This window comes from Streptomyces sp. NPDC101118 (assembly GCF_044759445.1).
GTDB lineage: Bacteria > Actinomycetota > Actinomycetes > Streptomycetales > Streptomycetaceae > Streptomyces.
The window spans coordinates 29,458-54,142 of sequence record NZ_JBIVZG010000002.1; the positions used below are offsets into that span (position 1 = coordinate 29,458).

Annotated in this window: 23 protein-coding genes and 1 pseudogene; 12 read left to right on the forward strand and 12 right to left on the reverse strand. The window is 73.8% G+C overall.

Annotation, left to right across the window (positions count from 1 at the left end):
* The first annotated feature begins 224 nt into the window (after window positions 1–224).
* Window positions 225–623 (forward strand): RNA-binding S4 domain-containing protein, encoded by a 399-nt coding sequence (locus ACIQUQ_RS03100; RefSeq protein WP_399942239.1) that lies wholly within the window; start codon window positions 225–227, stop codon window positions 621–623.
* A 98-nt stretch (window positions 624–721) separates the two neighbouring features.
* Here the strand turns inward: ACIQUQ_RS03100 and ACIQUQ_RS03105 are convergent, their stop codons facing one another.
* The 6 genes and pseudogenes from ACIQUQ_RS03105 to ACIQUQ_RS03130 form a co-directional block, all read right to left on the reverse strand.
* Complete coding sequence (locus ACIQUQ_RS03105) at window positions 722–1,132, reverse strand: PTS-dependent dihydroxyacetone kinase phosphotransferase subunit DhaM (RefSeq protein WP_403970686.1); 411 nt, start codon at window positions 1,130–1,132, stop codon at window positions 722–724.
* Window positions 1,129–1,722 (reverse strand): dihydroxyacetone kinase subunit DhaL, encoded by a 594-nt coding sequence (gene dhaL, locus ACIQUQ_RS03110; protein WP_403971780.1) that lies wholly within the window; start codon window positions 1,720–1,722, stop codon window positions 1,129–1,131. Before dhaL ends, ACIQUQ_RS03105 begins: the two co-directional genes overlap by 4 nt.
* Before the next feature lie 82 nt (window positions 1,723–1,804).
* On the reverse strand, window positions 1,805–2,797 hold the full coding sequence (gene dhaK / locus ACIQUQ_RS03115) for a dihydroxyacetone kinase subunit DhaK (RefSeq protein WP_403970689.1): 993 nt from the start codon (window positions 2,795–2,797) through the stop codon (window positions 1,805–1,807).
* Between the two features lie 241 nt (window positions 2,798–3,038).
* A pseudogene (locus ACIQUQ_RS03120) lies at window positions 3,039–3,982 on the reverse strand (IS481 family transposase).
* A 102-nt stretch (window positions 3,983–4,084) separates the two neighbouring features.
* A complete protein-coding gene (locus ACIQUQ_RS03125) occupies window positions 4,085–4,774 on the reverse strand; it encodes a maleylpyruvate isomerase family mycothiol-dependent enzyme (RefSeq protein WP_403970692.1) in 690 nt (229 codons plus the stop codon).
* 215 nt (window positions 4,775–4,989) lie between these two features.
* Window positions 4,990–6,612 carry a phospholipase gene (locus tag ACIQUQ_RS03130; RefSeq protein WP_403970695.1) on the reverse strand — a complete coding sequence of 541 codons (1,623 nt, stop codon included), beginning with the start codon at window positions 6,610–6,612 and terminating at the stop codon, window positions 4,990–4,992.
* Between the two features lie 247 nt (window positions 6,613–6,859).
* Here ACIQUQ_RS03130 and ACIQUQ_RS03135 point away from each other — a divergent pair, with 247 nt between their 5' ends.
* The gene (locus ACIQUQ_RS03135) at window positions 6,860–7,474 is read left to right on the forward strand and encodes a TetR/AcrR family transcriptional regulator (RefSeq protein ID WP_403970698.1); all 615 of its coding nucleotides are present in this window, start codon (window positions 6,860–6,862) and stop codon (window positions 7,472–7,474) included.
* The gene (locus ACIQUQ_RS03140; RefSeq protein WP_403970701.1) at window positions 7,458–9,092 is read left to right on the forward strand and encodes an acyl-CoA dehydrogenase family protein; all 1,635 of its coding nucleotides are present in this window, start codon (window positions 7,458–7,460) and stop codon (window positions 9,090–9,092) included. Before ACIQUQ_RS03135 ends, ACIQUQ_RS03140 begins: the two co-directional genes overlap by 17 nt.
* A gap of 48 nt (window positions 9,093–9,140) precedes the next feature.
* Here ACIQUQ_RS03140 and ACIQUQ_RS03145 read toward each other — a convergent pair whose 3' ends face one another.
* A complete protein-coding gene (locus ACIQUQ_RS03145) occupies window positions 9,141–9,590 on the reverse strand; it encodes an SRPBCC family protein (protein WP_403970704.1) in 450 nt (149 codons plus the stop codon).
* Between the two features lie 112 nt (window positions 9,591–9,702).
* Here ACIQUQ_RS03145 and ACIQUQ_RS03150 point away from each other — a divergent pair, with 112 nt between their 5' ends.
* Window positions 9,703–10,260: a type 1 glutamine amidotransferase domain-containing protein gene (locus ACIQUQ_RS03150; RefSeq protein WP_403971782.1), complete on the forward strand. Its 558-nt coding sequence runs from the start codon at window positions 9,703–9,705 to the stop codon at window positions 10,258–10,260.
* A 255-nt stretch (window positions 10,261–10,515) separates the two neighbouring features.
* The gene (metG, locus tag ACIQUQ_RS03155; protein WP_403970707.1) at window positions 10,516–12,237 is read left to right on the forward strand and encodes a methionine--tRNA ligase; all 1,722 of its coding nucleotides are present in this window, start codon (window positions 10,516–10,518) and stop codon (window positions 12,235–12,237) included.
* A gap of 184 nt (window positions 12,238–12,421) precedes the next feature.
* On the opposite strand, the gene ACIQUQ_RS03160 is transcribed toward metG, so the two are convergent.
* Window positions 12,422–13,360 (reverse strand): alpha/beta hydrolase fold domain-containing protein, encoded by a 939-nt coding sequence (locus ACIQUQ_RS03160; RefSeq protein WP_403970710.1) that lies wholly within the window; start codon window positions 13,358–13,360, stop codon window positions 12,422–12,424.
* 164 nt (window positions 13,361–13,524) lie between these two features.
* Here ACIQUQ_RS03160 and tdh point away from each other — a divergent pair, with 164 nt between their 5' ends.
* The 3 genes from tdh (at window position 13,525) to ACIQUQ_RS03175 (ending at window position 16,934) form a co-directional block, all read left to right on the forward strand.
* Window positions 13,525–14,553: an L-threonine 3-dehydrogenase gene (gene tdh, locus ACIQUQ_RS03165; protein ID WP_403970713.1), complete on the forward strand. Its 1,029-nt coding sequence runs from the start codon at window positions 13,525–13,527 to the stop codon at window positions 14,551–14,553.
* A 126-nt stretch (window positions 14,554–14,679) separates the two neighbouring features.
* On the forward strand, window positions 14,680–15,879 hold the full coding sequence (locus ACIQUQ_RS03170; protein ID WP_403970716.1) for a glycine C-acetyltransferase: 1,200 nt from the start codon (window positions 14,680–14,682) through the stop codon (window positions 15,877–15,879).
* 137 nt (window positions 15,880–16,016) lie between these two features.
* Entirely contained in the window at window positions 16,017–16,934 is a 918-nt protein-coding gene (locus ACIQUQ_RS03175) for a LysR substrate-binding domain-containing protein (RefSeq protein ID WP_403970719.1), read from the forward strand.
* 57 nt (window positions 16,935–16,991) lie between these two features.
* On the opposite strand, the gene ACIQUQ_RS03180 is transcribed toward ACIQUQ_RS03175, so the two are convergent.
* From ACIQUQ_RS03180 to ACIQUQ_RS03190, 3 genes are all read right to left on the reverse strand, one after another.
* A complete protein-coding gene (locus ACIQUQ_RS03180; protein ID WP_403970722.1) occupies window positions 16,992–17,942 on the reverse strand; it encodes a LysR family transcriptional regulator in 951 nt (316 codons plus the stop codon).
* Window positions 17,943–18,178: 236 nt separating this feature from the next.
* Window positions 18,179–18,880, reverse strand: coding sequence for a 2-phosphosulfolactate phosphatase (locus tag ACIQUQ_RS03185; RefSeq protein WP_403970725.1), 702 nt, complete (start codon window positions 18,878–18,880; stop codon window positions 18,179–18,181).
* A gap of 157 nt (window positions 18,881–19,037) precedes the next feature.
* Complete coding sequence (locus tag ACIQUQ_RS03190; protein WP_403669624.1) at window positions 19,038–19,817, reverse strand: DeoR/GlpR family DNA-binding transcription regulator; 780 nt, start codon at window positions 19,815–19,817, stop codon at window positions 19,038–19,040.
* Between the two features lie 157 nt (window positions 19,818–19,974).
* Here ACIQUQ_RS03190 and ACIQUQ_RS03195 point away from each other — a divergent pair, with 157 nt between their 5' ends.
* The 3 genes from ACIQUQ_RS03195 to ACIQUQ_RS03205 all read left to right on the forward strand — a co-directional run bounded on the left by ACIQUQ_RS03195 (window position 19,975) and on the right by ACIQUQ_RS03205 (window position 23,143).
* Complete coding sequence (locus ACIQUQ_RS03195) at window positions 19,975–20,979, forward strand: SIS domain-containing protein (RefSeq protein ID WP_403970728.1); 1,005 nt, start codon at window positions 19,975–19,977, stop codon at window positions 20,977–20,979.
* Window positions 20,979–21,854 (forward strand): ketose-bisphosphate aldolase, encoded by an 876-nt coding sequence (locus ACIQUQ_RS03200; protein ID WP_403970731.1) that lies wholly within the window; start codon window positions 20,979–20,981, stop codon window positions 21,852–21,854. Before ACIQUQ_RS03195 ends, ACIQUQ_RS03200 begins: the two co-directional genes overlap by 1 nt.
* A 98-nt stretch (window positions 21,855–21,952) precedes the next feature.
* Complete coding sequence (locus tag ACIQUQ_RS03205) at window positions 21,953–23,143, forward strand: acyl-CoA dehydrogenase family protein (RefSeq protein WP_403970734.1); 1,191 nt, start codon at window positions 21,953–21,955, stop codon at window positions 23,141–23,143.
* A 24-nt stretch (window positions 23,144–23,167) separates the two neighbouring features.
* Here ACIQUQ_RS03205 and ACIQUQ_RS03210 read toward each other — a convergent pair whose 3' ends face one another.
* Entirely contained in the window at window positions 23,168–23,674 is a 507-nt protein-coding gene (locus ACIQUQ_RS03210; protein WP_403971784.1) for an MBL fold metallo-hydrolase RNA specificity domain-containing protein, read from the reverse strand.
* A gap of 344 nt (window positions 23,675–24,018) precedes the next feature.
* Here ACIQUQ_RS03210 and ACIQUQ_RS03215 point away from each other — a divergent pair, with 344 nt between their 5' ends.
* Window positions 24,019–24,519 carry a flavodoxin domain-containing protein gene (locus tag ACIQUQ_RS03215; RefSeq protein WP_403970737.1) on the forward strand — a complete coding sequence of 167 codons (501 nt, stop codon included), beginning with the start codon at window positions 24,019–24,021 and terminating at the stop codon, window positions 24,517–24,519.
* The last annotated feature ends 166 nt before the right edge of the window (window positions 24,520–24,685 follow it).

Consider the following 24,685-nt stretch of genomic DNA (forward strand, 5'->3'; position numbering starts at 1 on the left):
GGTTGCGGCCGGTGCGTGCCGGTCCGCGCAGCGGGTGAACCCCGCCGGTGACGGGCGGCGCGGGCTCTTCTGATCGAGCGGGTGGTACGGCGTGTCGCCGCACCTGCGACAAGGTAGGGGGATCTTCACCGCATTTGCAATTCTGTCTTGAAGTTGTACATGGCAGATGCTGTCCACTTGGTTAATCCCACGAAGACCGGGGCGATCCGGGCTAGAGTCGCCGCATGTCCGCACAGACCTCCTCCGCCGCCCCCGACCAGGGCGGCACCGCGCGCGTCGACGCCTGGATCTGGTCCGTACGCCTGACGAAGACCCGGTCCGCCGCGGCCTCCGCCTGCCGGGCCGGCCACGTCAGGGTCAACGGTGACCGGGCCAAGCCCGCCCAGACCGTGAAGCCGGGCGACGAGGTCCGGCTCTTCCACGAGGGCCGTGAGCGCATCGTGATCGTCCAGCGCGTGATCACCAAGCGGGTGGGCGCGCCGGTCGCCGCCGAATGCCTCATCGACAAGAGCCCGCCGCCCCCGACCCGGGTCGAGGCCGGCGCGACGGGCCTGCGCGACCGCGGCGCCGGCCGCCCCACCAAGCGCGAGCGCCGCGACCTCGACCAGCTCCGCGGGCGTTAGGCACGTCGCCAGGCCCGTGGGCAGCGGGCGGCCCGTACGACAAGAGCCCGGCACCCTCTCGGGAGGGGGCCGGGCTCCGTTCGTCGGCGGGGGAGCGGTCAGATCTTCCGGTACGTGTACGCCTCGGCCGCCGAGGCGGCCACCGCCTCGACGCCGGCGCCGGCCGAGGCCGTGACGACCGCCGAGACCGCGCCTTCGACGAACGGCGCGTCCACCAGCACGGTCCCCTCGGGCAGTTCGCCCTCCTCGGCCAGCAGGGCCTTGACGGTCAGTACGGAGCTGCCGAGGTCGGCCAGCAGTGCGACGCCCGCCCCGCGGTCCACCGACCGGGCGGCGGCCACGATCAGTTCCGCGCTCGTGCCCAGGCCGCCGTCCAGCGTGCCGCCCGCGGTGGCCAGCGGTACCGGCGGACCGCCCGCCGCGAGCCCCCGGGCCAGCTCCGCCACCGATTCGGCCACCCGCGCGCTGTGCGAGACCAGCACGATCCCGACCTGTGCCTCGGTGTTCACGCGCCGCCCTCCCCGTCCCCGGCCGTCTCGGCGGCGTCGGCCAGTGCCCCCAGCAGCAGTGCGGAGGAGGTGGCCCCGGGGTCCTGGTGTCCGATGCTCCGCTCGCCCAGGTAGCTGGCCCGGCCCTTGCGGGCCTGGAGGGGGACGGTCGCCAGCGCGCCGTTCTCCGCCGCGTTCCCGGCGGCCCGGTACGAGGTGCTCAGCGCGGCCACCCCGGGCACCAGCGCGTCCAGCATGGTCTTGTCGCCCGGCGCGGCTCCGCCCAGCTGGGCCACCGCGCCCACCCCGGCGTACAGGGCCTTCCGCACCTCCTCGTCGGAGACCTCCGCGGCCTCCCCGAGCTCCTTGCCGGCGCGCCGCAGCAGCGTGCCGTACAGCGGTCCCGACGCGCCGCCCACGGTGGAGATCAGGGTGCGTCCGGCGAGCTGCAGCACCGCACCCGGCCGGTCCGGCCGTTCCGACTCCAGCGCGGCCGTCACGGCCGTGAACCCGCGCAGGAGGTTGCTGCCGTGGTCGGCGTCGCCGATGGGCGAGTCGAGCTCGGTCAGCCGGTCCGCCTCCCGCTCCACGGCCGCCGCCGTCGCCGCCATCCAGCGGCGGAAGAACTCCGCGTCGCGCACCCGGCCTCCTCCGTCGTCCTTCGTCGCCGCCCAGCCTACGGACTCGGGCCGCTCACCGCCCCCAGCGCAGCGCCGGGGTGGACACCGGCGCGTCCCACAGCCGCAGCAGCTCCTCGTCGACCGCGCACAGGGTGACCGAACAGCCCGCCATGTCCAGGGCGGTGACGTAGTTGCCGACCAGGGTGCGGGCCACCGGCACGCCGCGCTCCCCGAGCACCCGCTGCACCTCCGCGTTGAACCCGTACAGCTCCAGCAGGGGGGTGGCGCCCATGCCGTTGACGAGGGCGATCACCGGCCCGCGCGGCTCGAGGTCGTCCAGGACGGCGTGCACGGCGAAGTCCGCGATCTCGCCCGAGGTCATCATCGGCCGCCGCTCCCGGCCGGGCTCGCCGTGGATGCCGACGCCCAGCTCCAGTTCCCCCGCGGGGAGTTCGAAGGTGGGGCTGCCCTTGGCGGGCGTGGTGCAGGGGGACAGCGCCACGCCGAAGCTGCCGGAGCCTTCGTTGACCCGGCGGGCGACGGCCGCGACGTGGTCGAGCGGCGCGCCCTCCTCGGCCGCCGCGCCGGCGATCTTCTCGACGAACAGGGTGGCGCCCGTGCCGCGCCGGCCGGCGGTGTACAGGCTGTCGGTGACGGCCACGTCGTCGTTGACGAGCACCCGCTGGACCCGGATTCCCTCCTCCTCGGCGAGCTCGGCGGCCATCTCGAAGTTCAGCACGTCGCCGGTGTAGTTCTTGACGACGAACAGCACGCCCTCCCCGCTGTCCACGGCCGCCGCTGCCCGCACCATCTGGTCCGGCACCGGCGAGGTGAACACCTCTCCGGGGCAGGCCGCCGCCAGCATGCCGGGCCCCACGAACCCGGCGTGCAGCGGCTCGTGCCCCGAGCCCCCGCCGGAGACGAGCGCCACCCGCCCCGCCACGGGCGCGTCGCGGCGCACCACCAGCCTGCGCTCGACGTCCACGGTGAGCTCGGGGTGCGCGGCGGCCATGCCGCGCAGCGCGTCGGCGACGACGGTCTCCGGAACGTTGATCAGCATCCTCATGGGTTCCTCCTGAGAGACTGGCTGAACGCTTCGCGGCGCAAGTCGCAAGTATGGCGCGGGACAGGGCCTAAAGGTGTCAGGCGGATCGGGGCCGGACGGCCCCGGGCCGTCTCCTTCGGATCACCTCACCGACCGGACCGTCCGGCGGTCGGGCCGGCGTGAGGCGGTGGAGGCGGAACTCGCCGGCATGACCCGGAACCGGCCTGATCCGCCGGAACCGGCCTGATCCGAAAGACACGGTCTAGCTGTATTGGCCCGCAGGGTTGTTGACGCGGGTGATGGGTGGGTGTCCGCCGAGGGCGGTGTGGCAGCGGTGGTGGTTGTAGGTGTGGAGGAAGTCTGCCAGGGCCCTGGTCCGTTCGTCGTTGGATCGGTAGGGCCGCTGGTAGGCCCACTCCTCGGCGAGGGTGCGGTTGAAGCGTTCGACCTTGCCGTTGGTCTGGGGCCGGTAGGGGCGGATCTTCTTGTGGGCGATGCCGGCCGCCGTCAGGGTCTGGGTGAACAGCTTGGACTTGTAGCAGGAGCCGTTGTCGGTCAGCACCCGTTCGACGGTGATCTGGTGGGCGGTGAAGAAGGCCTGGGCCCGTTGCCAGAAGGCGATGGCGGTGTGCTGGCGTTCGTCGGGGAGGACTTCGCTGTAGGCCAGGCGGGAGTGGTCGTCGACGGCGGAGTGGATGAAGGAGTAGCCGATCACCGGCTTGCAGCTCTTGCGCTCGGTCGTGGTGGCCTGGCGGTTGCGGTCGCCGGCGGATCTGCCGACAGCTCGCCAGCCGCCGCCGTCGGGGATGTTCCCGAGCTTCTTGATGTCGACGTGGATCAGCTCGCCGGGCCGGGCTCGTTCGTAGCGGCGGATCATCCGGCCGGTCGGGCGGTCCGGTGGACCGTCGAGGCCGGCAGGCCCACGATCGGGCCGATCCGCGCGGGGCCGAGTTTGCGTTCGGTCCGCAGGCGGCAGACCCGCCTCTCGACCGCCGCGGATGTCCGGTGCGGGGTCGCGTGGGGGCGGCTGGAGCGGTCGTGCAGCCCTGCATCGCCCTCGGCGCGCCAGCGGCGGACCCATTTGTGTGCGGTGGGGCGGGATATGCCCATCTCCGCGGCCACGTGCGCGACCGGTCGGCCGGACAAGACGCGTTCGACCAGGATCCGCCTGCCGTGAACGGTCAGCCGGGCATTACGGTGGGACACGAAGACCTCCGTGCGGTGTAGTCCTAGACACCTCCACCACACCGGAGGTCTTCGCCATGATCAAGACCCGGGACCTGTTAACAACGCTCGTGCTCAATACATCTAGCCCAGGGCGAGCCACCGGAGGCCGAGCCGTTCGACCTGTCCGGCTTCCGCCTCGTCGAGGGGCTCCCGGCCGGTGGCCTTGCGCAGGAAACGCGTGCGGCTCCACCCCAGTTCCCTGGTGGCCGCGGCGTACTCCGTGCCGAGGAGCAACTCCGCGACGGCGTCACCGGCAGCCGGAGTGAGCCAGGGCTCGTGACCGAGTGCGTCGGCGAGGTCGAGACCGTGGACGGCGACTTCGACCACGCGGGTGAGGAGGAACTCGGACAGGAGCATGGCGTCACCATGGCGTGTCCGTACCGAGCGGCCGGCCGGCTGGTCGCGGCACAGCCGGTCGACGTTCCGCCACGTCGAGGCGAAGTCCTCGGCGATTCCACGGCCGTCGGCCGCCCGGCCCGCACGGTCCTGGGCCAGCGAGATCCGGGTGCCGTTGGTACGGGGTGAGAAGCGGTCGTCCGGCCGGTAGTACCCGGCCGCGGAGACCGCGGCCTCACCCGGCGCAGGTGCCGGAGCGCCCAGCATGCCCGGGAGCCAGTCGATCACGACGCACACGTGCCCGAGGAGGCCGCGGACGGTCCAGGGGGCGCAGCGTGTCGGAAGGTCCCACTCGGCCGGGGCCAGCCCTGCCACCGCATCGGTCAGGGCCTCCGATTCCAGGCGGAAGGCTTCGAGCACTAGTTCTCGGTCCACGGCGGTGCCGGTCCCCGTTCTCGTCGGAAGGTCCTGCGGGTTTCGTCCGACTGCGGACACGCGCTCCGGCGGGGTGCCGGTTGCGTCAGTCGGGAGAAAGATCGTCACGACGGGTGCCGCGCCGCCGGAGGGGCGGGACCGGATGCGGCACCGCCGCCGTCCCCTGGGGAGGGGGCGGCGGCGGGCCGGCGTGCGCGGGGCGTGGTGCGTCGTGGTCAGCAGATCCCGCGGGCGTAGTCGTACGTGGCCGTGGCGGCGGAGTACCGCCACTGCGGGGCCAGCAGGTCCGTGCGCAGCTGGGCCGCGGCCCGCGGGCTCTCGACGATGTAGCCGAAGTCCTGCAGCCAGGACGGGTAGAGGTTCTTCGAGCCGATGTAGAAGGCCGAGTCGTCGACCGAGACCAGCTTGTGGTGCTGGGCGTACGGGCGGCCGTCCGCCCAGCGCGGTGCGTCCGAGGCGCGGAAGGTCGCCAGCTGGAGGTTGGCGCACATCGCGGCGCGTGCGGCGGGCTCCCCGCCGGGCAGCAGCGCGAGCCGGCCGCGCAGCGCGTCGCTGACCTCGGACAGCGACTTGATCTGCGAGTAGCCGTCGCTGCCGACGGCGCCCCGGTTCGCCGGGTCGCTGACCACGATGCGGACCTTCACGCCCGCGGCCAGCTTGGCGGCGAGGGTGTCGTACAGGCGGATGTCGTAGCGCGGGAGCGGCGGGCAGGTGGCGTTGACGTCCTGCTGGGAGATCTCGACGTGGCTGCGGGCGCTCGCGACGAGCGCGCGCAGGGCGCTCTCCTCCGGGTTGACCGTGTCGTAGTCGCGGTCGGCGTTGGTGTTGTCGTGCAGGCCGACCGTGCACTTGGTGTCCGGCGCGGTGGGCAGCGTGGGCCGGAACGTCGAGGCCGGGTCCACGGACTTGATGCCGACGCCGAGGCCGCCGACCGCGATGACCGGTACGTCGCCCTCGCTCCCGGCGGAGGCGGTACGGGAGGCCGCCCCCAGCGTCGGCATGCAGCCGGCGCCGTTGGTCGAGGCGAACCAGACGCTCATGAAGTTGGACTTGTTCTGGCAGGTCCAGGCCCACAGGGTGTCGAGGTAGCGGCTCGCGGAGCCGGCCGCGGGGCCGGTGAGGGCCAGGTCGACGTCGGCCACCGGGTGGGTGGTGTCGAGGTAGTCGTCCTTCCAGCTGTTGATCCCGCCGGTGATCACGGAGCGGCCGTCGACCACCACCAGCTTGGAGTGGTTCCAGGAGAAGGCCGTCTTGGACGTGGTCATCGAGGCGACGTTGAGGGTGACGGACGGGGCCGCCGCGCCCAGGTCGGCCACCAGCTCGTCGCGGTACTTCGAGGGCACCACGTTGGCGTGGTACAGCGGCGCGGCACCGACCATGATCCGGACGACCGGCTTGTTGCCCTTGGCCACCGAGGCCTTCAGGCCCGCGACGATCGCCTCCTTGAAGGCGCCGTTGGGGAAGGGGGCCAGGGTCGATATGTCGACGGTGCGCGTGGCGGCGGCGATGTTCTCCGTCGTCTTCGCCAGCAGCCGCCGGGTGCCCGGGCGGTCGGCGCACGTGGCGTCGCCCCAGCAGCCGGGCGTCTGGAGCAGCCAGTCCGCGCCGTCGGGGGCGGAGGAGTCCAGGCGGTTGCCCGCGGTGCGCTCCCAGACCTGGCCCTCCAGGCCGGGGGAGACCTGGCGCAGCACCTGCTCGATGCCGTCGAGGTAGGGGGTGGGGGTGCCGGAGTCGGCGGCGGCCGGGTGCGCCGGGAGGGCGAGAGCGGTGGCGAGGGAGAGGGCGGTGACCGCGGTGCGGGCGGCGGGGGCGGTGCGGCGGAGCCGTTGGGCAGCCAATGGAGCTTCCTTGCGTGAGGGGTTTCCGGGCGCGCGCGAAGGCCGCCCGGCAAGATCGAACACCGGAAGCTACCAGTGGGTAGGAACGGTTCCGAAAGGCTCCGAAAGGTTTCGGCCATCCCGCATTTCCCCTGCGTACGGCCCGGGTTCGGACGGCGGCGGCGAAGGGGGCGGGGTCGCGCCGGCCCTCACGCACGTGCCGCACCGAGTCTGGCTGAAGCACTGAATCAGTGCTTCAATCCTTCGTATGCCCTACCGCAGGACCCCCGCCGTCCAGGCCCGCCTCGACGCACGCCGCGACCAGGTGCTCGAAGCCGCCGTCCGCCTGCTCTCCCGGGAGGGGTACGCCGGCTGCTCCGTCGCAGCCATCGCGGCCGAAACCGGCATCTCCACCGGCAGCGTCTACCAGTCCTTCTCCGGCAAGTCCGAGCTGGCCACCGCCCTCTTCCGGACCCTGGCCGCCCGTGAGGTCGAGGCGGTCGCCCAGGCCGCCACCCGGCCCGGCACCGCCGCCGAACGCACCGCCGCGGCCGTGGAGACCTTCGCCACCCGAGCCCTGGCCGCGCCCCGCCGTGCCTTCGCGCTGCTCGCCGAGCCCGTTGACCCGGCCGTCGACACCGAGCGCCTGGTCTTCCGCCGCGCCTTCCGCGACGTGTACGCCGGCCTGGTCGCCGAGGGCGTCGCCTCCGGCGAACTCCCGCCCCAGTCACCCGAACTGACCGCCGCCGCCCTCGTCGGTGCCGTCGCCGAGGCCCTCGTCGGCCCCCTCGCCGACGGCGACGCCGCGGCCGGGGAGCTCGTACCCGCCCTGCTCACCTTCACCCAGCGCGCCCTTGGAGGACACGTTGCCCAGCACGCATGAGGTCACCAACCAGGTCCCCCCGCACCACGGGTACGACGCCGCCGCCGACCCCGCGCTCGTCGAGGCCCTGCACCGCGAGGGCGCCGGCTGGGCCGCCGGCGAGGTCCACGAGCTGGGCGTGCTCGCCGGCTCCCAGGAGGCCGCCGAGTGGGGCCGCCTCGCCAACGAGAACACGCCCGTGCTGCGCACCCACGACCGCTACGGCCACCGCGTCGACGAGGTCGAGTTCCACCCGTACTGGCACGAGCTGATGGACGTCGCCGTCGGCCACGGCCTGCACGCCGCCCCCTGGCAGGAGGCCGGCCCCGGCGCCCACGTCGCCCGCGCCGCCAAGTTCTACGTGTGGGGCCAGGCCGAGGCCGGCCACTCCTGCCCCGTCTCGATGACCTACGCGGCCGTGCCCGCCCTGCGCACCACGCCCGAACTCGCCTCCTGGCTGGAGCCGCTGCTCGCCTCCCGCACCTACGACTTCGGGCTGCGCGACCCCCGCACCAAGCGGGGGCTCATCGCCGGCATGTCGATGACCGAGAAGCAGGGCGGCTCCGACGTACGGGCCAACACCACCACGGCCGTGCCCGCCGGCGACGGCACGTACCGGCTCACCGGCCACAAGTGGTTCACCTCGGCCCCCATGTCGGACGTGTTCCTCACCCTCGCCCAGGCGCCCGGCGGCCTGTCCTGCTTCCTCCTGCCGCGCGTGCTGCCCGACGGCACCCTCAACGCCCTGCGCCTGCAGCGCCTCAAGGACAAGCTGGGCAACAAGTCGAACGCCTCCGCCGAGATCGAGTACGAGCAGGCGTACGGGCTGCTCGTCGGCGAGGAGGGCAGGGGCGTCGCCACCATCATCGAGATGGTCAACATGACCCGGCTCGACTGCGCGCTCGGCGGCGCCTCCGGCATGCGCCTGGGCCTGGTCCGCGCGGTCCACCACGCCACGCACCGCCGCGCCTTCGGCAGGGCCCTCGTCGACCAGCCGCTGATGCGCAACGTGCTCGCCGACCTCGCCCTGGAGTCCGAGGCCGCCACCACCGTCGCGCTGCGGCTGGCCGGCGCCACCGACCGGGCCGTCGCCGGAGACGAGGGCGAGGCGCTCTTCCGCCGCCTCGGGCTCGCCGTCACCAAGTACTGGATCTGCAAGCGCGCCCCGATGCACGCGGCCGAGGCGCTGGAATGCTTCGGCGGCAACGGCTACATCGAGGACTCGGGCATGCCCCGCCTCTACCGCGAGGCGCCGCTCTCCTCGATCTGGGAGGGCTCCGGGAACGTCGCCGCGCTCGACACGCTGCGGGCGATGGGCCGGTCGCCCGAGTCCGTGGAGGCCTTCTTCGGCGAGGTCGAGCTGGCCGCGGGCGCCGACCGGCACCTCGACACCGCGGTGGCGGAGCTGCGCAAGGAGCTCGCCGACCCGGCCGGGGCCGAGTACCGGGCCCGCCGGATCACCGAGTCCATGGCGCTGGTCCTCCAGGGCTCCCTGCTCCAGCGGCACGCGCCGGCCGCGGTCGCCGACGCCTTCTGCGCCGGCCGTCTCGGCGGCGACCACGGCGGAGCCTTCGGCACCCTGCCGCCCGGCGTCGACACCGGCACCCTCATCGACCGCTCGCGGACGATCCCGGCCTGATCCCGGGGTGGGGCCCGCCTCCCGTGGGCGGGCCCGCACCCCGCACCCTCATATGGCGCCGCGCCAGCCGCCGGTGGCCGCGCCGCGCTTCTCGATGAACGTACGGAACGCCTCCAGGTCCACCCTGATCCGGCGCGGCACCACGCCCAGCAGGGCCGCGGTCCGCTCCGCCGGCCCCGAGGGGTTGAAGTCCAGCTGCACCACCAGCCGGCAGGCCGCGTCGCCCAGCGGGTGGAAGGTCACCGAACCCGAGTGGCTGACCTCCCCGCCGACCGTCGCCCAGGCCACCCGCTCGTCCGGGCTCTGCTGGGTGATCCGCGCGTCGAAGGTCCGCCGGACGCCCTGGAGGTCGACCACCCAGCGGGTGAGGTCCGGGGCCCGCTGCGTCACGCTCTCCACGCCCGGCATGAAGAGGGGGAACTCCGCGAACTGCGTCCACTGGTCGTAGGCGGTGCGGACGGGCACGGCGACCTCCACCGCCACCAGCACGTGTGCCATGCCCCCCGGCTGCCCGGCCGGCGGGCACGTAAACGGTGCCGGGCCGGGCAGGGGCGGGAGGACACGGAGGACGCGGGCGAGAGGAGTGGTGACGATGAAGGGTCTCGACGGCATGCGGGTGGCGTTCCTCAGCGCCCCCGAGGGCGTGGAGCAGGTCGAGCTGACCGAACCGTGGCGGGCGGTCGCCGAAGCGGGCGGCCGGCCGGAGCTGCTCTCCACCGAGAGCGGACGGGTGCAGGCCTTCCACCACCTGGACCGGGCCGACACCTTCCCGGTCGACGCGCTGGTGGCGGAGAGCTCCGCCGAGCACTACGACGCCCTGGTCCTCCCGGGCGGCGTGGCCAACCCCGACTTCCTGCGCACGGACCGGCACGCCGTCGGGTTCGCCCGGCACTTCTTCGGCCTCGGCAGGCCGGTCGCGGCCATCTGCCACGCGCCCTGGCTGCTGGTCGAGGCGGACGTCGTCCGCGGCCGCACCCTCACCTCCTGGCCGAGCCTGCGCACGGACATCCGCAACGCGGGCGGCACCTGGAAGGACGAGGAGGCGGTCGTCTGCCACGCGGCCGCCGGCCCGCTGGTCACCAGCCGCAAGCCGCAGGACCTGGACGCCTTCTGCGCGGCGTTCCTCGCCGAATTCGGTGCGGCCCAACGGGGCCCGATGGCCGCCTGACGCCCCGCGCGTCCGGTCGCGCGGTCCCCCCGGCCCGCCCTCCGCGTCGTCGGATCGGGCGGCTTCCGGGCGGGCCGGTGCCGGGCGGACCTGTCCCCGTACCCCGCCCCGCCGTGCCTCCGGTCACCCGCCGCGGGCCCCCGGGCACGTCCGAGGGGTAAAACCGCGGGCGGAGTGACCCGGTGGGTTGGTTACGATGGCGGCGGCCGCCCGACACGGCCCGTCACCCCCTTATGCGAAATGGAGCATCCCAGGATGGCTCGACACTTGGTCACCAGCGCGCTTCCCTACATCAACGGGATCAAGCACCTGGGCAACATGGTCGGGTCGATGCTTCCCGCTGACGTCTACTCGCGGTACCTGCGCCAGCGCGGCCACGACGTGCTGTACATCTGCGCCACCGACGAGCACGGCACCCCCGCCGAGCTGGCCGCCAAGGAGGCCGGTCTGTCGGTCGCCGAGTTCTGCGCCCAGGCCCACGACGCGCAGAAGGCCGTCTACGAGGGCTTCCGGCTCTCCTTCGACCACTTCGGCCGGAGCTCCTCGGAGCAGAACCGCGAGATCACCCAGCACTTCGCCCGCCAGCTGCACGCGAACGGGTTCATCGAGGAGCGGGCGATCCGCCAGGTCTACTCGCCCGTCGACGGCCGCTTCCTGCCGGACCGCTACGTCGAGGGCACCTGCCCGCACTGCGGCTACGACAAGGCCCGTGGCGACCAGTGCGAGAACTGCACCCGTGTGCTGGACCCGACCGACCTGGTGAACCCGCGCAGCGCCATCTCCGGCTCCACCGAGCTGGAGGTCCGCGAGACCAAGCACCTCTTCCTGCTGCAGTCCAAGCTCCAGCACGAGGTCGAGGACTGGGTCTCCCGCCACGAGGACCAGTGGCCGCAGCTGTCCTCCTCCATCGCCCGCAAGTGGCTGACGGAGGGCCTGCACGACCGCGCCATCACCCGCGACCTCGACTGGGGCGTGCCCGTCCCGGCCGACACCTGGCCCGAGCTGGCCGCCGAGGGCAAGGTCTTCTACGTCTGGTTCGACGCCCCGATCGAGTACATCGGCGCCACCAAGGAGTGGGCGGACGCCGCCGGCGACGGCGAGGCCCGCGACTGGAAGTCCTGGTGGTACGAGGCCGACGAGTCGGTCCGGTACACGCAGTTCATGGCCAAGGACAACGTCCCCTTCCACACCGTGATGTTCCCCGCCACCGAGCTGGGCGTGCGCGAACCGTGGAAGAAGGTCGACGTCGTCAAGGGCTTCAACTGGCTGACGTACTACGGCGGCAAGTTCTCCACCTCCCAGAAGCGCGGTGTCTTCACCGACCAGGCGCTGGAGATCCTGCCCGCCGACTACTGGCGCTACTTCCTGATCGCCAACGCCCCCGAGTCCGACGACTCGTCGTTCACGTGGGAGCACTTCACCGCCACCGTCAACAAGGACCTGGCCGACACCCTCGGCAACTTCGTCAACCGCGTGCTGTCCTTCTCGCGCAAGCGGTTCGGCGACGAGGTCCCGGCCGGCAACGCGGCCGGCGAGGCCGAGACCCGTCTCGGCGAGGAGATCGCCCGGCTGCTCGCCGAGTACGAGGAGCACCTGGAGGCCCTCCAGTTCCGCAAGGCCGCAGCGGCGCTGCGCGCCCTGTGGTCCGCGGGCAACTCCTACCTGGAGGAGAAGGCCCCCTGGCTGGAGATCAAGACCGACCCCGAGGGCGCCGCGCTGACCCTGCGCACCGCGATGAACCTCATCCACCTGTACGCGGTGGTCTCCGAGCCCTTCATCCCGGCCTCGGCCGCCGCCATGCGCGGTGCGTTCTCCCTCGCGGACGACACCGCGACCTGGGTCACCGCCGAGCAGGCCAAGGCCCTGGACGCGGTGCCGGCCGGCACGCCATTCACCGTCCCGCCGGTGCTCTTCGCGAAGATCGCGGAGGAGGACCTGGAGGCGTACCGCGCCCGCTTCGGCGGCGTCGACGCCTGATCCCCCCGGGGGGAGCCGTACACCCACGACCGCCCGCCCCGCCGCCCTGCGCGGCGCGGCGGGCGGTCGTCGTGGTCGTAGGGGGCCGAGCGCCGCGGGCGCTGCCGCCGTTGCCGGCGTTGCCGGCGTCGGCGAGCCCGGCAGGCCGTGGCGGCGGTGGGGCGGCCGGCCGGCTGCCGCGCCGTCAGGCTGCGGTGCGGACCAGGTCCACCAGGCGGCGGCGGGCCTCGCGGCCCTCCGGGACCGGGAGCAGCGGGTACACGTGCGGGAGGCCCTCGGCCTCGTGGAGGTCGACCTCGACGCCGGCCGCGCGGGCCCGGTTCACCAGCTCCCTGGCGTCCGTGCCCAGCACGTCCCTCGTGCCGGTGAACACCGTCATCGGCGCCAGCCCCTCGAAGTCGCCGTGCAGCGGGCTCACCCGCGGGTCGGCCGCCGACAGCGTCCCCGCGTACAGCCGGCCCGCCTCCAGCAGCCCCGCCCGTGCCAGCATCGGGTCCCTGGCCTCTATCGCCGCCTGCCCGGGATGGCTCATCGACACGTCGAGCCAGGGCGAGATCAGCACAATCCGCGACGGCTGCGCCCCGGTCCGCTCCCGCAGGCGCTGCGCGGCAGCCAGGGCCAGTCCCGCGCCCGCGGAGTCGCCCACCAGCACGGTGCCGCCGGCCCCGCCGCTCTCGATCAGCCCGCTCAGCAGGTCCGCGGCGACCGGCACGGTACGGTCCGCCGTGCCCCGCGGCGCGAGCGTGTACGCCGGCACCACGCACTGCGCGCCCGCCTCCGTCACCAGCGTGCGGACCAGGGACCAGTGCTGCCGGCGCAGCTCGTGGATGAACCCCCCGCCGTGCAGGTACAGCACCCGGGCCGTGGGTTCCACGCCCAGCGGCGCCGCGTCGTACACCGGCCAGGCGCCGACGATCGTCCGCGACAGCTCGGCCACCCGCCCCAGGGCCCTGGGGGGCAGGTGGGAGGCCGGACGGCGCGCGCTGGCCGCCACCACCTCACGTACCGCCTCCGCGCTCGACCACCGCCTGCGACGGCCCGAGGCCATCAATGCAGCGGACAGCGCACGGCTGCGCAGGCTCGGCACGTCCTTCTCCTCCCCAACCACCCCTGGCGACGTCACGTACGGAGCATAGGCGTGAAGTTCTGCTGTCGACCCGCTTAAGAAATCCTCGATGGACTGAAACCTTCCCCTGTCGGCAGATTGGTCCCGTCACGCGATCGCGTCACACCCGCACCGCGCGCCCCACCAGACGCGCGCCCGCACGCATGCATGGAGCCGCACCCATGAAGGCACTCGTCAAGCACAAGGCCGAACCCGGACTCTGGCTCATGGACGTGCCCGAGCCCGAGTACGGCCCCGGCGACGTGCTCATCAAGGTGCTGCGCACCGGCATCTGCGGCACCGACCTGCACATCCGCAGCTGGGACGGCTGGGCGCAGGGCGCGGTCAAGACGCCCCTGGTCCTCGGCCACGAGTTCGTCGGCGAGGTCGCCGCGATCGGCCATGACGTGCGGGACATCGCCGTCGGCGACCTCGTGAGCGGCGAGGGCCACCTCGTGTGCGGCAAGTGCCGCAACTGCCTGGCCGGCCGCCGCCACCTGTGCCGCTCCACCATCGGCCTGGGCGTCGGCCGCGACGGCGCCTTCGCCGAGTACGTCGCCCTGCCGGCCTCCAACGTGTGGGTGCACCGCACCCGGGTCGACCTCGACGTGGCCGCGATCTTCGACCCGTTCGGCAACGCCGTGCACACCGCGCTGTCCTTCCCGCTGGTCGGCGAGGACGTGCTGATCACCGGCGCGGGCCCGATCGGCATCATGGCCGCGGCCGTCGCCAAGCACGCCGGCGCCCGCAACGTCGTCATCACCGACGTGAGCCCCGAGCGGCTGGAACTGGCCCGCAAGGCCGGCGCCACACTCGCCGTGAACGTGGCCGAGTCCTCCATCGCCGACGCGCAGCGGCAGCTGGGCCTGCGCGAGGGCTTCGACATCGGCCTGGAGATGTCCGGCCGCGGCGAGGCCATGCGCGACATGATCGACAACATGACCCACGGCGGCCGCATCGCCATGCTGGGCCTGCCGGCGCAGGAGTTCCCGGTCGACTGGGCGAAGGTCGTCACCTCGATGATCACCATCAAGGGCATCTACGGGCGCGAGATGTTCGAGACCTGGTACGCGATGACCGTCCTCCTGGAGGGCGGCCTCGACCTCACCCCCGTGATCACCGGCAAGTACGCCTACCAGGACTTCGAGGCCGCCTTCGACGAGGCCGCCACGGCCCGCAGCGGCAAGATCATCCTGGACTGGACCGCGTAAGCGGTCCGGACCTCCTCGGACCACCCTCCCCGGCCGGGTCCCGCCCGACCCTCCCCCTCCCGCGGGACCCGGCCCCCCGCCGTCACCAGTCAGCCGCACTCCGCCGCACAAGGAGCCCAGAGCCGCATGTTCGAGTCCGTACGCGCCGACCTCCGCAGCACCCTCGACGAGATCCGCGACGCCGGCCTGCACAAGCCCGAGCGCGTCATCGGCACCCCGCAGAGCGCCTCCGTCGCCGTCACCGCCGGCGGCGCGCCCGGTGAGGTGCTGAACTTCTGCGCCAACAACTACCTCGGCCTCGCCGACCACCCCGAGGTCGTCGCCGCCGCCAAGGACGCCCTGGACCGCTGGGGCTACGGCATGGCGTCCGTCCGTTTCATCTGCGGCACCCAGGAGGTCCACAAGGAGCTGGAGGCCCGTCTCTCCGGCTTCCTCGGCCAGGAGGACACGATCCTCTACTCCTCCTGCTTCGACGCCAACGGCGGCGTCTTCGAGACCCTCCTCGGCGCCGAGGACGCGGTGATCTCCGACGCCCTCAACCACGCGTCGATCATCGACGGCATCCGCCTCTCCAAGGCCCGCCGCTTCCGCTACGCCAACCGCGACATGGCCGACCTGGAGGCCCAGCTCAAGGCCGCCGTCGAGGGCGGCGCCCGCCGCAAGCTGATCGTCACCGACGGCGTCTTCTCGATGGACGGCTACGTCGCGCCGCTCACCGAGATCTGCGACCTGGCCGACCGCTACGACGCCATGGTCATGGTCGACGACTCCCACGCGGTGGGCTTCGTCGGCGCCGGCGGCCGGGGCACCCCCGAGCTGCACGGCGTCATGGACCGGGTCGACATCATCACCGGCACCCTCGGCAAGGCCCTCGGCGGCGCCTCCGGCGGCTACGTCGCCGCCCGCACCGAGATCGTCGAGCTGCTGCGCCAGCGCTCGCGCCCGTACCTGTTCTCCAACTCCCTCGCCCCGGTCATCGCCGCCGCTTCCCTCAAGGTCCTCGACCTGCTGGAGTCCGCCGGCGACCTGCGCGAGCGGCTGGCGGACAACACCAAGCTGTTCCGCACCAGGATGACCGAGGCCGGCTTCGAGATCCTGCCCGGCGACCACGCCATCGCCCCGGTGATGATCGGCGACGCCGCCGAGGCCGCCCGCATGGCGGAGCTCCTGCTGGAGCGCGGCGTGTACGTGATCGGCTTCTCGTACCCGGTCGTGCCGATGGGCCAGGCCCGCATCCGCGTGCAGCTGTCCGCGGCCCACTCGACCGAGGACGTCGAGCGCGCCGTCGCCGCCTTCACCGACGCCCGCGCCGCCCTCCAGGGCTGATCACGGGCCCGGCCCGGGAGACCCCCGGGCCGCGCCCGCCGGACACCGCCGGCCCGACCGGGCCGGCGTGTCCCTCCGGAACCGCAGGCGGGACGCGGGGGTACGGACCCCCGCGTCCCGCCTGTCACAATGGCGGAGTGATCGACCCACGGCGGCTGCGCATCCTGCGCGCCGTGGCGGACCACCGCACGGTGACCGCTGCGGCAGCCGCGCTCTACCTGACCCCGTCCGCCGTCTCCCAGCAGCTCGCCGCGCTGGAACAGGAGACCGGCCACGCCCTGCTCTCCCGCAGCGGCCGCGGCGTACGCCTGACCGCGGCCGGCGAGATCCTCCTCGCCCACGCCCACGAGGTCCAGGCCCAGCTGGAGCGCGCCGAAGCCGAACTCGCCGCCTACGCCGGCGGTGCGGCCGGCGAGGTCACCGTCGCCGCCTTCGCCAGCGGCATCGCCGAGGTGCTGGCCCCCGCCATCGCCCGGCTCGCCCACGAGTGCCCCGGCATACGCGTCCGGGTGCGCGACGCCGAAGGCGACCAGAGCCTCCCCCTGCTGCTCGACGGCGAGGCCGACCTGGCCCTGGCCGTGGAGTACAGGGGCGGCCCGGCCCCCGACGACGGCCGGCTGTCCCTCGTACCGCTGTACGCAGAGCCGTTCGACGCCGTCCTGCCGGCCTCGCACCCGCTGAGCATCCACCCCGCCGTCGCCCTCGCCGAGCTGGCCGACAGCGACTGGATCAGCCCCTACCCGGGCAATCCCTGCCACGACGTGATGGTCACCGCCTGCGAACAGGCCGGTTTCCAGCCCCGGCTGGCCCACTCCTCCGACGACTTCCGGGCCGTGGTCGCCCTCGCGGGCGCGGGCGCCGGCGTCGCGCTCGTACCCCGCTCCGCGCTGCGCGGCATGGAGCTCAAGGACACCGTGGTCCGCCCCGTCACCGGCCCCGCCGCCACCCGCCGCGTCTTCGCGGCCACCCGGCGCGGCGCCGAGGCCCACCCGCTGCTGCGCCCGGTGCTGGACGCGCTGCGGCGGGAGGCCGGGAACCTGTCCACGTCGCGCTGAGCGAGGGGGCCGCCGTCCGGGCCGCTCGGTGCCGCGGCGTTCCGGGACCGCCCGGCGTCAGGCCATCGACTGGGGTGCGGGCCGGCCGCCGTCCGCCGCCGCGCCGCCGGCGCGCTCGTACCGCTCGACCACGTACTCCACCGCCCCCATGAAGGCCCGGAGCAGAGGCGTCTCGGCGCCCGCCCGCCAGACCAGCCCCCACTCCAGCGGCGGGGCGTCCACGATCGGTACGTACGCGATGTCCGAGCGCTGGTAGAAGCGCGTCACCTGGGCGCCCACCGGGAAGGCCCCCTTGCCGGCCGCGATCAGTGCCAGCCCCTCCTGGAGCGACGCGATCCGCGGCCCGGGCGGGGGCGGCGGCTCCTCGTCGGCCTCCTCCCGGAGCGTCCGCTCCCGCGCCCAGTAGTCCGGCATCGTCGGCGTGCTCAGCATCGTCACCCGGGCCATCTCGGCGTGGGTCACCTCCGGCCGCGCGGCCAGCGGGTGCCGTGCCGAGACGGCCAGCAGCCGCGGCTCGCGCACCAGGGGCTCGCTCGTGACCACGTCGTCCTCGCGGACCGGGAAGCTCGCGTTGATCAGGTCCAGCTCCCCCTCGCGCACCGGGTCCTGCGCGACGCCGAAGGGCACGTCCGACAGCCGCACCTCGCAGTCGGGGTGCGTGGTGCGGAAGTGGTCGGCGGCGCAGACGAAGATCTGTCCCCAGAGGGCGCCGACGAAGCCCACGCGGAGCGTGCCGGTGGTCCCGTGCGCGGTGGCGATGGCCCGGCGCACCGCCTCCAGGATCGCCCGGTGGTGCGGGGCCAGGTCGTCCAGGAGCTGCCGGCCGAGCGGGGTCAGGGCCACCGTGCGGCTGGTGCGCAGGAAGAGCGGGGCGCCGATCCGCCGCTCCAGCTTCTTGATCGTCTGGCTGATGTGGGCGCGTGAGACCAGGAGCCGGTCCGCGGCGCGGCCGAAGTGCAGCTCCTCGGACAGCACGAGGAAGGCGTCCATCTCGTGGCGCTCCAGCACCGTGTCTCCTATCGGTAATCCTGGGTGACCGATTGTTGCAGCTTTTGGCGTTGTTCCTGGTCGGGGGCTTGATCCATCCTCTAGGAAGACGCGAGGTGACACCCGGCGCCGTCTCGTACGGGGGTTCAGACGGACCGGCCGCGTCCGCGCCGCAGAACCGCGTTCTGGGACGCGAAGGGCCCCGGAACCGGTTCCGGGGCCCTCGGCGCGTTCGGGGCCGTGATGCGCTGGAGCGGTCAGACCGATGCGCCGGGGGCCGGCGAGGGCGCGGAGTGCGGGCGGAGGACCATCAGCGAGTCCTCCGGGGACGCCACCATGGCGAACGGGAACCGGTCCAGCTCCAGGCACAGGGCGACGTCGTCGGGATGCACGCCCCGGCGCACGCCCTCCGCCAGCTCGGCGGCGGCGCGCGACGTGCGGGCGCGGTGGAGGAACGGGGCGGCGTCCGTCCGGGCCCCGGTGGCCCGCCGGGCGATGTACTGGGCGCACGCCAGATCCTCCTCGGCGCGCCCGTCCTCGCCGGTGACCACGAACGTGATGCTGTCGCCCCCGCGTGACCGCAGGAGCCGGGCCGTCGCCTCCGCCACCGCGAACGAGGCGCACAGCACCAGCGACGCCTCCTTCACTGCGAGGGCGCCGACCGTCCCTGCGGTGGTCTTCTGCACGAGCGTGCGTCCGCCGAGGTCGGCGGACCGCAGCAGTCCCGGCGAGTTGACGTGGTCGAAACCGGCCGAGGGCGGACCGTCCTTGAGGGCCACCCAGGCCGGGTGGCGGGCCTTCAGTTCCAGGGCCTCGTCCAGCGACTCGGCAAGAACGATCTTCTCCGCCCCCCGGGCGAAGGCCCAGGCGGCCACCGTGAAGGCCCGCATGACGTCGACCACGACCGCCACGGTCGGGACTTCGGCCAGGTCGTCGATCGCGAGGAAGTGGGCGTCCATCCGCTCATGGTCGTGTACGTCCGGACCCGGACCGGCCGGGCGGTGGCGCGCATCACACCGACGGTCGGGGAGTGGTGCGCCCCCTTCCGGGCGGGGCGGCCGGGGCGGCCGGAGTGGTCGGGCCGCCGGTCCGGCCGCCGGTCCGGCGGCTCGCCGGTCAGACGGCGATCACCTCGACGCCCGCCTCGCGGAACCGCTCCGCCGTCTCCGCCGGCACGGCCGCGTCCGTGACCAGCACGTCCACCCGCTCCGTGGGGCACATGGCGGCGAAGGCCCGCCGGCCGAGCTTGCTGGAGTCCGTCACCACCACGACCCGCCGGGCCCGCTCGCACAGCAGCCGGTTGATGGCCGCCTCGTCCTGGTCGTGCGCGGCGGTGCCGTGCTCGGGGTCGAAGGCGTCCACGCCGACCAGCGCGGTGTCCAGGGTGATCTGCCCCAGGACGCCGTCCGCGAGCGGGCCGATCAGCTCGTACGTCTGCGGACGGGCGACCCCGCCGGTCACCACGATCTTGAACTGGGGGCGGATGGCCAGCTCGGCGGCGATGTTGAGGGCATTGGTCACCACCGTGAGCGCGGGGGAGCCCTCGGCCAGCTCCGGGCGGGCGGCGAGCGCGCGGGCCACCTCCGTGGTCGTCGTACCGCCCGTCAGGCCCACCACCTCGCCGGGCGCGACCAGCTCCGCGACCGCCGCGCTGATCCGCTGCTTCTCGGCGGCCCGCCGCGAGCCGCGGTAGCGCAGGGGGAGTTCGTACGAGACCCCGTGGAGCACCGCACCGCCGCGGGTGCGGACCAGCAACTGCTGCTCCGCGAGCTGGTCGAAGTCCCGCCGGATCGTGGCCGCGGACACCCCGAGGGCCTCCGCGGCGGCCTCCACGTCGAGGCGCCCCCGCTCCACGAGCAGGTCCAGCAGTGTCTTCCAGCGCGCGTCGCGGGACATGGAGGCGGCTCCCAACCTCTCGGGGGACGAGTCTTGGGACGGCGTCCGGCCGTACCGCCTGCACCCTATCCCGACAATAACGCGGCCAGATGCTTGAAGTTGCTCGAAACCACGCGCTAACTTGCAAGAACGAGCATCTCGAAGGAGTCCGTCAGGAATGAGCGCAGACGTGAGCGCAGGAACCAGCAGTACGGAAACCAAGGGCGCCCGCCGCCCGGCGGCCGGCGCGAGCGTCGCCGCCCCCGGCCGCACCGCCGCCGGCCACGCCGCGACCACCAGCCACGCCGCCCGTGAACTGGCCACCCAGCCCGAGTGCTGGCAGCGCGCCGCCGACCTCGCGCCCGGCCACCGCGACCGCCTCCCGGCCCCCGGCGAGCGCGTCGCGATCACCGGCTGCGGCACCTCCTACTACATGGCCAAGGCCGCCGCCGTGCTGCGCGAGCGCGCCGGGCTGGGGGAGACGGACGCCTTCCCCGCCTCCGAGTTCCCCGTCGGCCGGAGCTACGACCGGGTGGTCGCCCTGACCCGCTCCGGCACCACCACCGAGGTGCTGGACCTCCTGGCCCGGGTGCGGGGCACCACCCGCACCACCGCCGTGATCGGGGACGCGGGCACCCCCGTCGTCGACCTGGCCGACGACCTCGTCGTACTCGACTTCGCCGACGAGTCCTCCGTCGTCCAGACCCGCTTCGCCACCACGGCCCTCACCCTGCTCCGCGCCCACCTGGGCCTGAACCCCGAATGGCTGGTCGAGGACGCCCGCACCGCCCTCGCCGAGCCCCTCCCGCCCGGGCTCGCCGCCTGCGGCCAGTTCACCTTCCTCGGCCGCGGCTGGACCACCGGCCTCGCCGAGGAGGCGGCGCTCAAGATGCGCGAGGCCTCCCTCTCCTGGGCCGAGGCGTACCCGGCGATGGAATACCGGCACGGCCCGATCAGCGTCACCACCTCCGGCGGCGCCACCGTGATGCTCGGCCAGGCGCCGTACGGGCTGGAGGAGCAGGTGCGCGCCACCGGCGCCCGCTGGGTGAACGTCACGCTCGACCCGCTCGCCGGACTGGTCGTCGCGCAGCGCCTCGCGCTCGCGGTCGCCGCCGCGCGGGGCCTGGACCCGGACCGGCCGCGCCACCTCACCCGCTCCGTCGTCCTGGAGGATGAGCACTGATGGCCCTGGTCAACACCGGAGACCTGGTCGCGGAGGCCGCGGCGACCGGCGGTGCCGTCGCCGCGTTCAACATCATCACCCTGGAGCACGCCGAGGCCGTGGTCACCGGCGCCGAGGCCGTCGGCTCGCCCGTCGTCCTCCAGATCAGTGAGAACGCCGTCAAGTACCGGCACGGCCGGGTGCTCCCGCTGGCCCGGGCCGCCGCGGCGGCCGCGGCGGCCGCCACCGTGCCGGTCGGCCTCCACCTCGACCACGTGAAGAGCCCCGAGCTGCTCCGCCAGGCCGCCGACGCCGGGTTCGGCTCCGTCATGTACGACGCGGCGCACCTGCCGTACGCGGAGAACCTGGCCGCCACCCGCGCCGCCGCCGACTGGGCGCACGCCAACGGCCTCTGGATCGAGGCGGAACTGGGCGAGGTGGGCGGCAAGAACGGTGCCGCCCCGCTCGACCCGCACGCCCCCGGTGCCCGCACCGACCCCGAGGAGGCCCGCGAGTTCGTCGGGGCCTCCGGTGTGGACGCCCTCGCCGTCGCGGTCGGCTCCAGCCACGCCATGACCACCCGCACGGCGGCCCTCGACCACGACCTGCTGGCCCGGCTCTCCACGGCGCTGAGCGTGCCCCTGGTCCTGCACGGCTCCTCCGGCCTGCCCGACGCCGAACTCGCCGCCGCCGTCGCCGGCGGCATCAGCAAGGTCAACATCGGCACCGCCCTCAACCTCGCCATGACCGACGCCATCCGTGCGTACCTCACCGCCCATCCCAGCGCGGTGGACAGCCGCAAGTACCTCTCCGAGGGCCGGGCCGCCATGGTCCGCACCGCCGCCGCCCTGATCACCGCCCTCCGGGCCGGAGTGCCGGCCCGCGCCCGGATCTGACGGCACGTCACGACCCTTCCGGAATCCTGGAACAGGTTCTAGTCTGTGCGCCGCGCAGTGGACGGAACAGTTCGCCACGGGAGACTCCTGGAGGGGCCGTGCACCTCGAATACACGCCTGAGCAGCAGCGGCTGCGCGCCGAACTGCGCGCCTACTTCGCCGAGCTGGTCCCCGAGGACGTCTACGCCCGCTACGAGGACCCGGCCGCCCAGAAGCGCTTCTACCGCGAAACCATCCGCCGCCTGGGCACCGACGGCTGGCTCGGGGTGGGCTGGCCGAAGGAGTACGGCGGCCGCGGCATGTCCCCGATGGACCAGTTCATCTTCTTCGACGAGGCCGCCCAGGCCGTGGTGCCGCTGCCGCTGATGGCGCTCAACACCGTCGGCCCCACGATCATGCAGTTCGGCACCGAGGAACAGAAGGCGTACTTCCTGCCGCGCATCCTGTCCGGTGAGATCGACTTCGCCATCGGCTACAGCGAGCCGGACGCCGGCACCGACCTCGCGGCCCTCAAGTGCAAGGCGGTACGGGAGGGCGACGAGGAGACCGGCACGTACGTGGTCAACGGCCAGAAGATCTGGACCACCAACGGCGACATCGCCGACTGGGTCTGGCTCGCCGTGCGCACCGACCCGGATGCCCCCGCCCACAAGGGCATCACCATGCTGCTGGTCCCCACCAGCGACCCCGGCTACAGCTGCACCCTCATCAACACCCTCGCCTCGCACGACACCACCGCCAGCTACTACGAGGACATCCGCGTCCCCGCCTCGCGCCGGGTCGGCCGGGAGAACAAGGGCTGGCGTCTGATCACCAACCAGCTCAACCACGAGCGGGTCACCCTCGCCGCCCACGGCACCATGGCCATCCGCGCCCTGCACGACGTACAGCGCTGGGCGTCCGCGACCAAGCTCGCCGACGGCCGCCGCGTCATCGACCTCGGCTGGGTCCGCGGCCGCCTGGCCCGCACCCACGCCCGCCTCGACGCGATGAAGCTGCTCAACTGGCAGATGGTCAACGCCGTCCAGGACGGCACGCTCACCCCCCAGGACGCCTCGGCCGTCAAGGTCTACGGCTCCGAGGCCCGCCGCGACGCGTACGCCTGGCTGATGGAGGTGGTGGCCGCGGCCGGCCCCCTCAAGGACGGCTCCGCCGGCGCGGTCCTCCACGGCGAACTCGAACGCGGCTACCGCTCCGCCGTCATCTTCACGTTCGGCGGCGGCAACAACGAGATCCAGCGCGAGATCATCTCGTGGATCGGCCTGGGCATGCCCCGCGTCCGCCGCTGACACGCGGGCCCTCCCGGGGCCGGGTCAGCGGACCAGTACGGCCTCGCCGGACCGGGGTACGACCGCCGTCCAGCCCAACTGCCGGTCGATGCGGTCCCGCAGGGCCGCGGAGGCGCCCTCCTCGCCGTGGACCAGGTAGGTGGTGTGCGGGGCGGGGGCGCCCCGCAGCCAGTCGACGACCTGGCCGGCGTCGGCGTGTGCGGAGAGGCGGCCAGGAAGGGTTCGGGGCTGAGTGCCGCCTCGCCGCGGGCCACCACCTCGGGGCGCAGCTCGGGGGAGCGGGTGCGCAGGGCGTCGCGGTAGACGTCCAGGGCGGCCAGCGCCATGGGGCTGTCGACGTACACCGGTACGCCGGGCGGGAGGGTGCCCTCGGCGCGGAGGGCGGCCAGTTCGTGGAGGACGACCTCGGTGCGGTCGATCGCGAAGGCCGGGACGACCACGGTGCCGCCACGGGCGAGGGTGCGGGCGACGACGGAGGCGAATGCGCGCCGTGCGCCCTCGTGGTCGTGGCGGCGGTCGCCGTACGTGGATTCCATGAGGAGGACGTCGGCCCCCGAGAACGGCTCGGGCGGCAGGAGGAGCGGGTGGCCGGGCCGGCCGAGGTCACCGCTGAAGGCGAGGGTGTGGCCGTCCTCCAGGGTCAGGCTCGCCCAGGTGGAGCCGAGGATGTGCCCGCCGGGGTGGAGGACGAGTCCCCGCCGGCGCGGGCGGGAGGAGCCCGGTCGGTCCCCGACGGGGACCGACCGGCCCAAGCGCCGCCGACCGCCGGCGCCCGACATTGGAACCGGAAACCGTCCGGGGCGCCTGCCGGCCGCCCGGACCGGCCGGAGCATCCCCGTCGTACGCGGCGGTGGCGATGCCACGGAGGGAGAGTCATGAACACCAAGCGGGTCCTGGTCGCCTACGGAACCAGGCACGGTGCGACGGCGGGGATCGCCGAGGAAATCGGCAGGACCCTCCGCGAGGACGGCCTCGACGCCGTCGTCCTGCCCGCCGACGACGTGGCCGACGTACGCAGCTTCGACGCCGTCGTGCTCGGCGGCGCCCTGTACGCCGGGCGCTGGAGCGGCAAGGCGAAGCGCTGCGCCGAACGCAACGAGCAGTACCTCAGGAACCGCCCCGTCTGGCTGTTCAGCAGCGGGCCGGTCGACAGCTCCGCGGAGCAGCACGAGATCCCGCCGGTCAAGGCAGTGGCACGGCAGATGGAACGGCTCGGCGCGCGCGAGCACATGACCTTCGGCGGCAGCATCACCGACGGCACGCCCGGTCTCATCGCCAGGGCGATGGTCCGCCAGGGCAAGGGAGGCGACTTCCGCAACCCCGAGCGGATCCAGACCTGGGCCCACCACATCGGCCGGGAACTCATCGCCGCCTGAGGAACGGTGCAGGCCGCAGCACGGGGGAGCCGCCTTCACGCCGGGCGGCGGGGCGGCCGCCCCCCCCCGCGGGGGCCCCCCCCCCCCCGGCCGCCGGCCCCCCCGGCCCCCCCGGGGGGGGGGCGCCCCGGGGGGGGGCCCCGGCGGGGGGGGCGCGGGGGCGGGG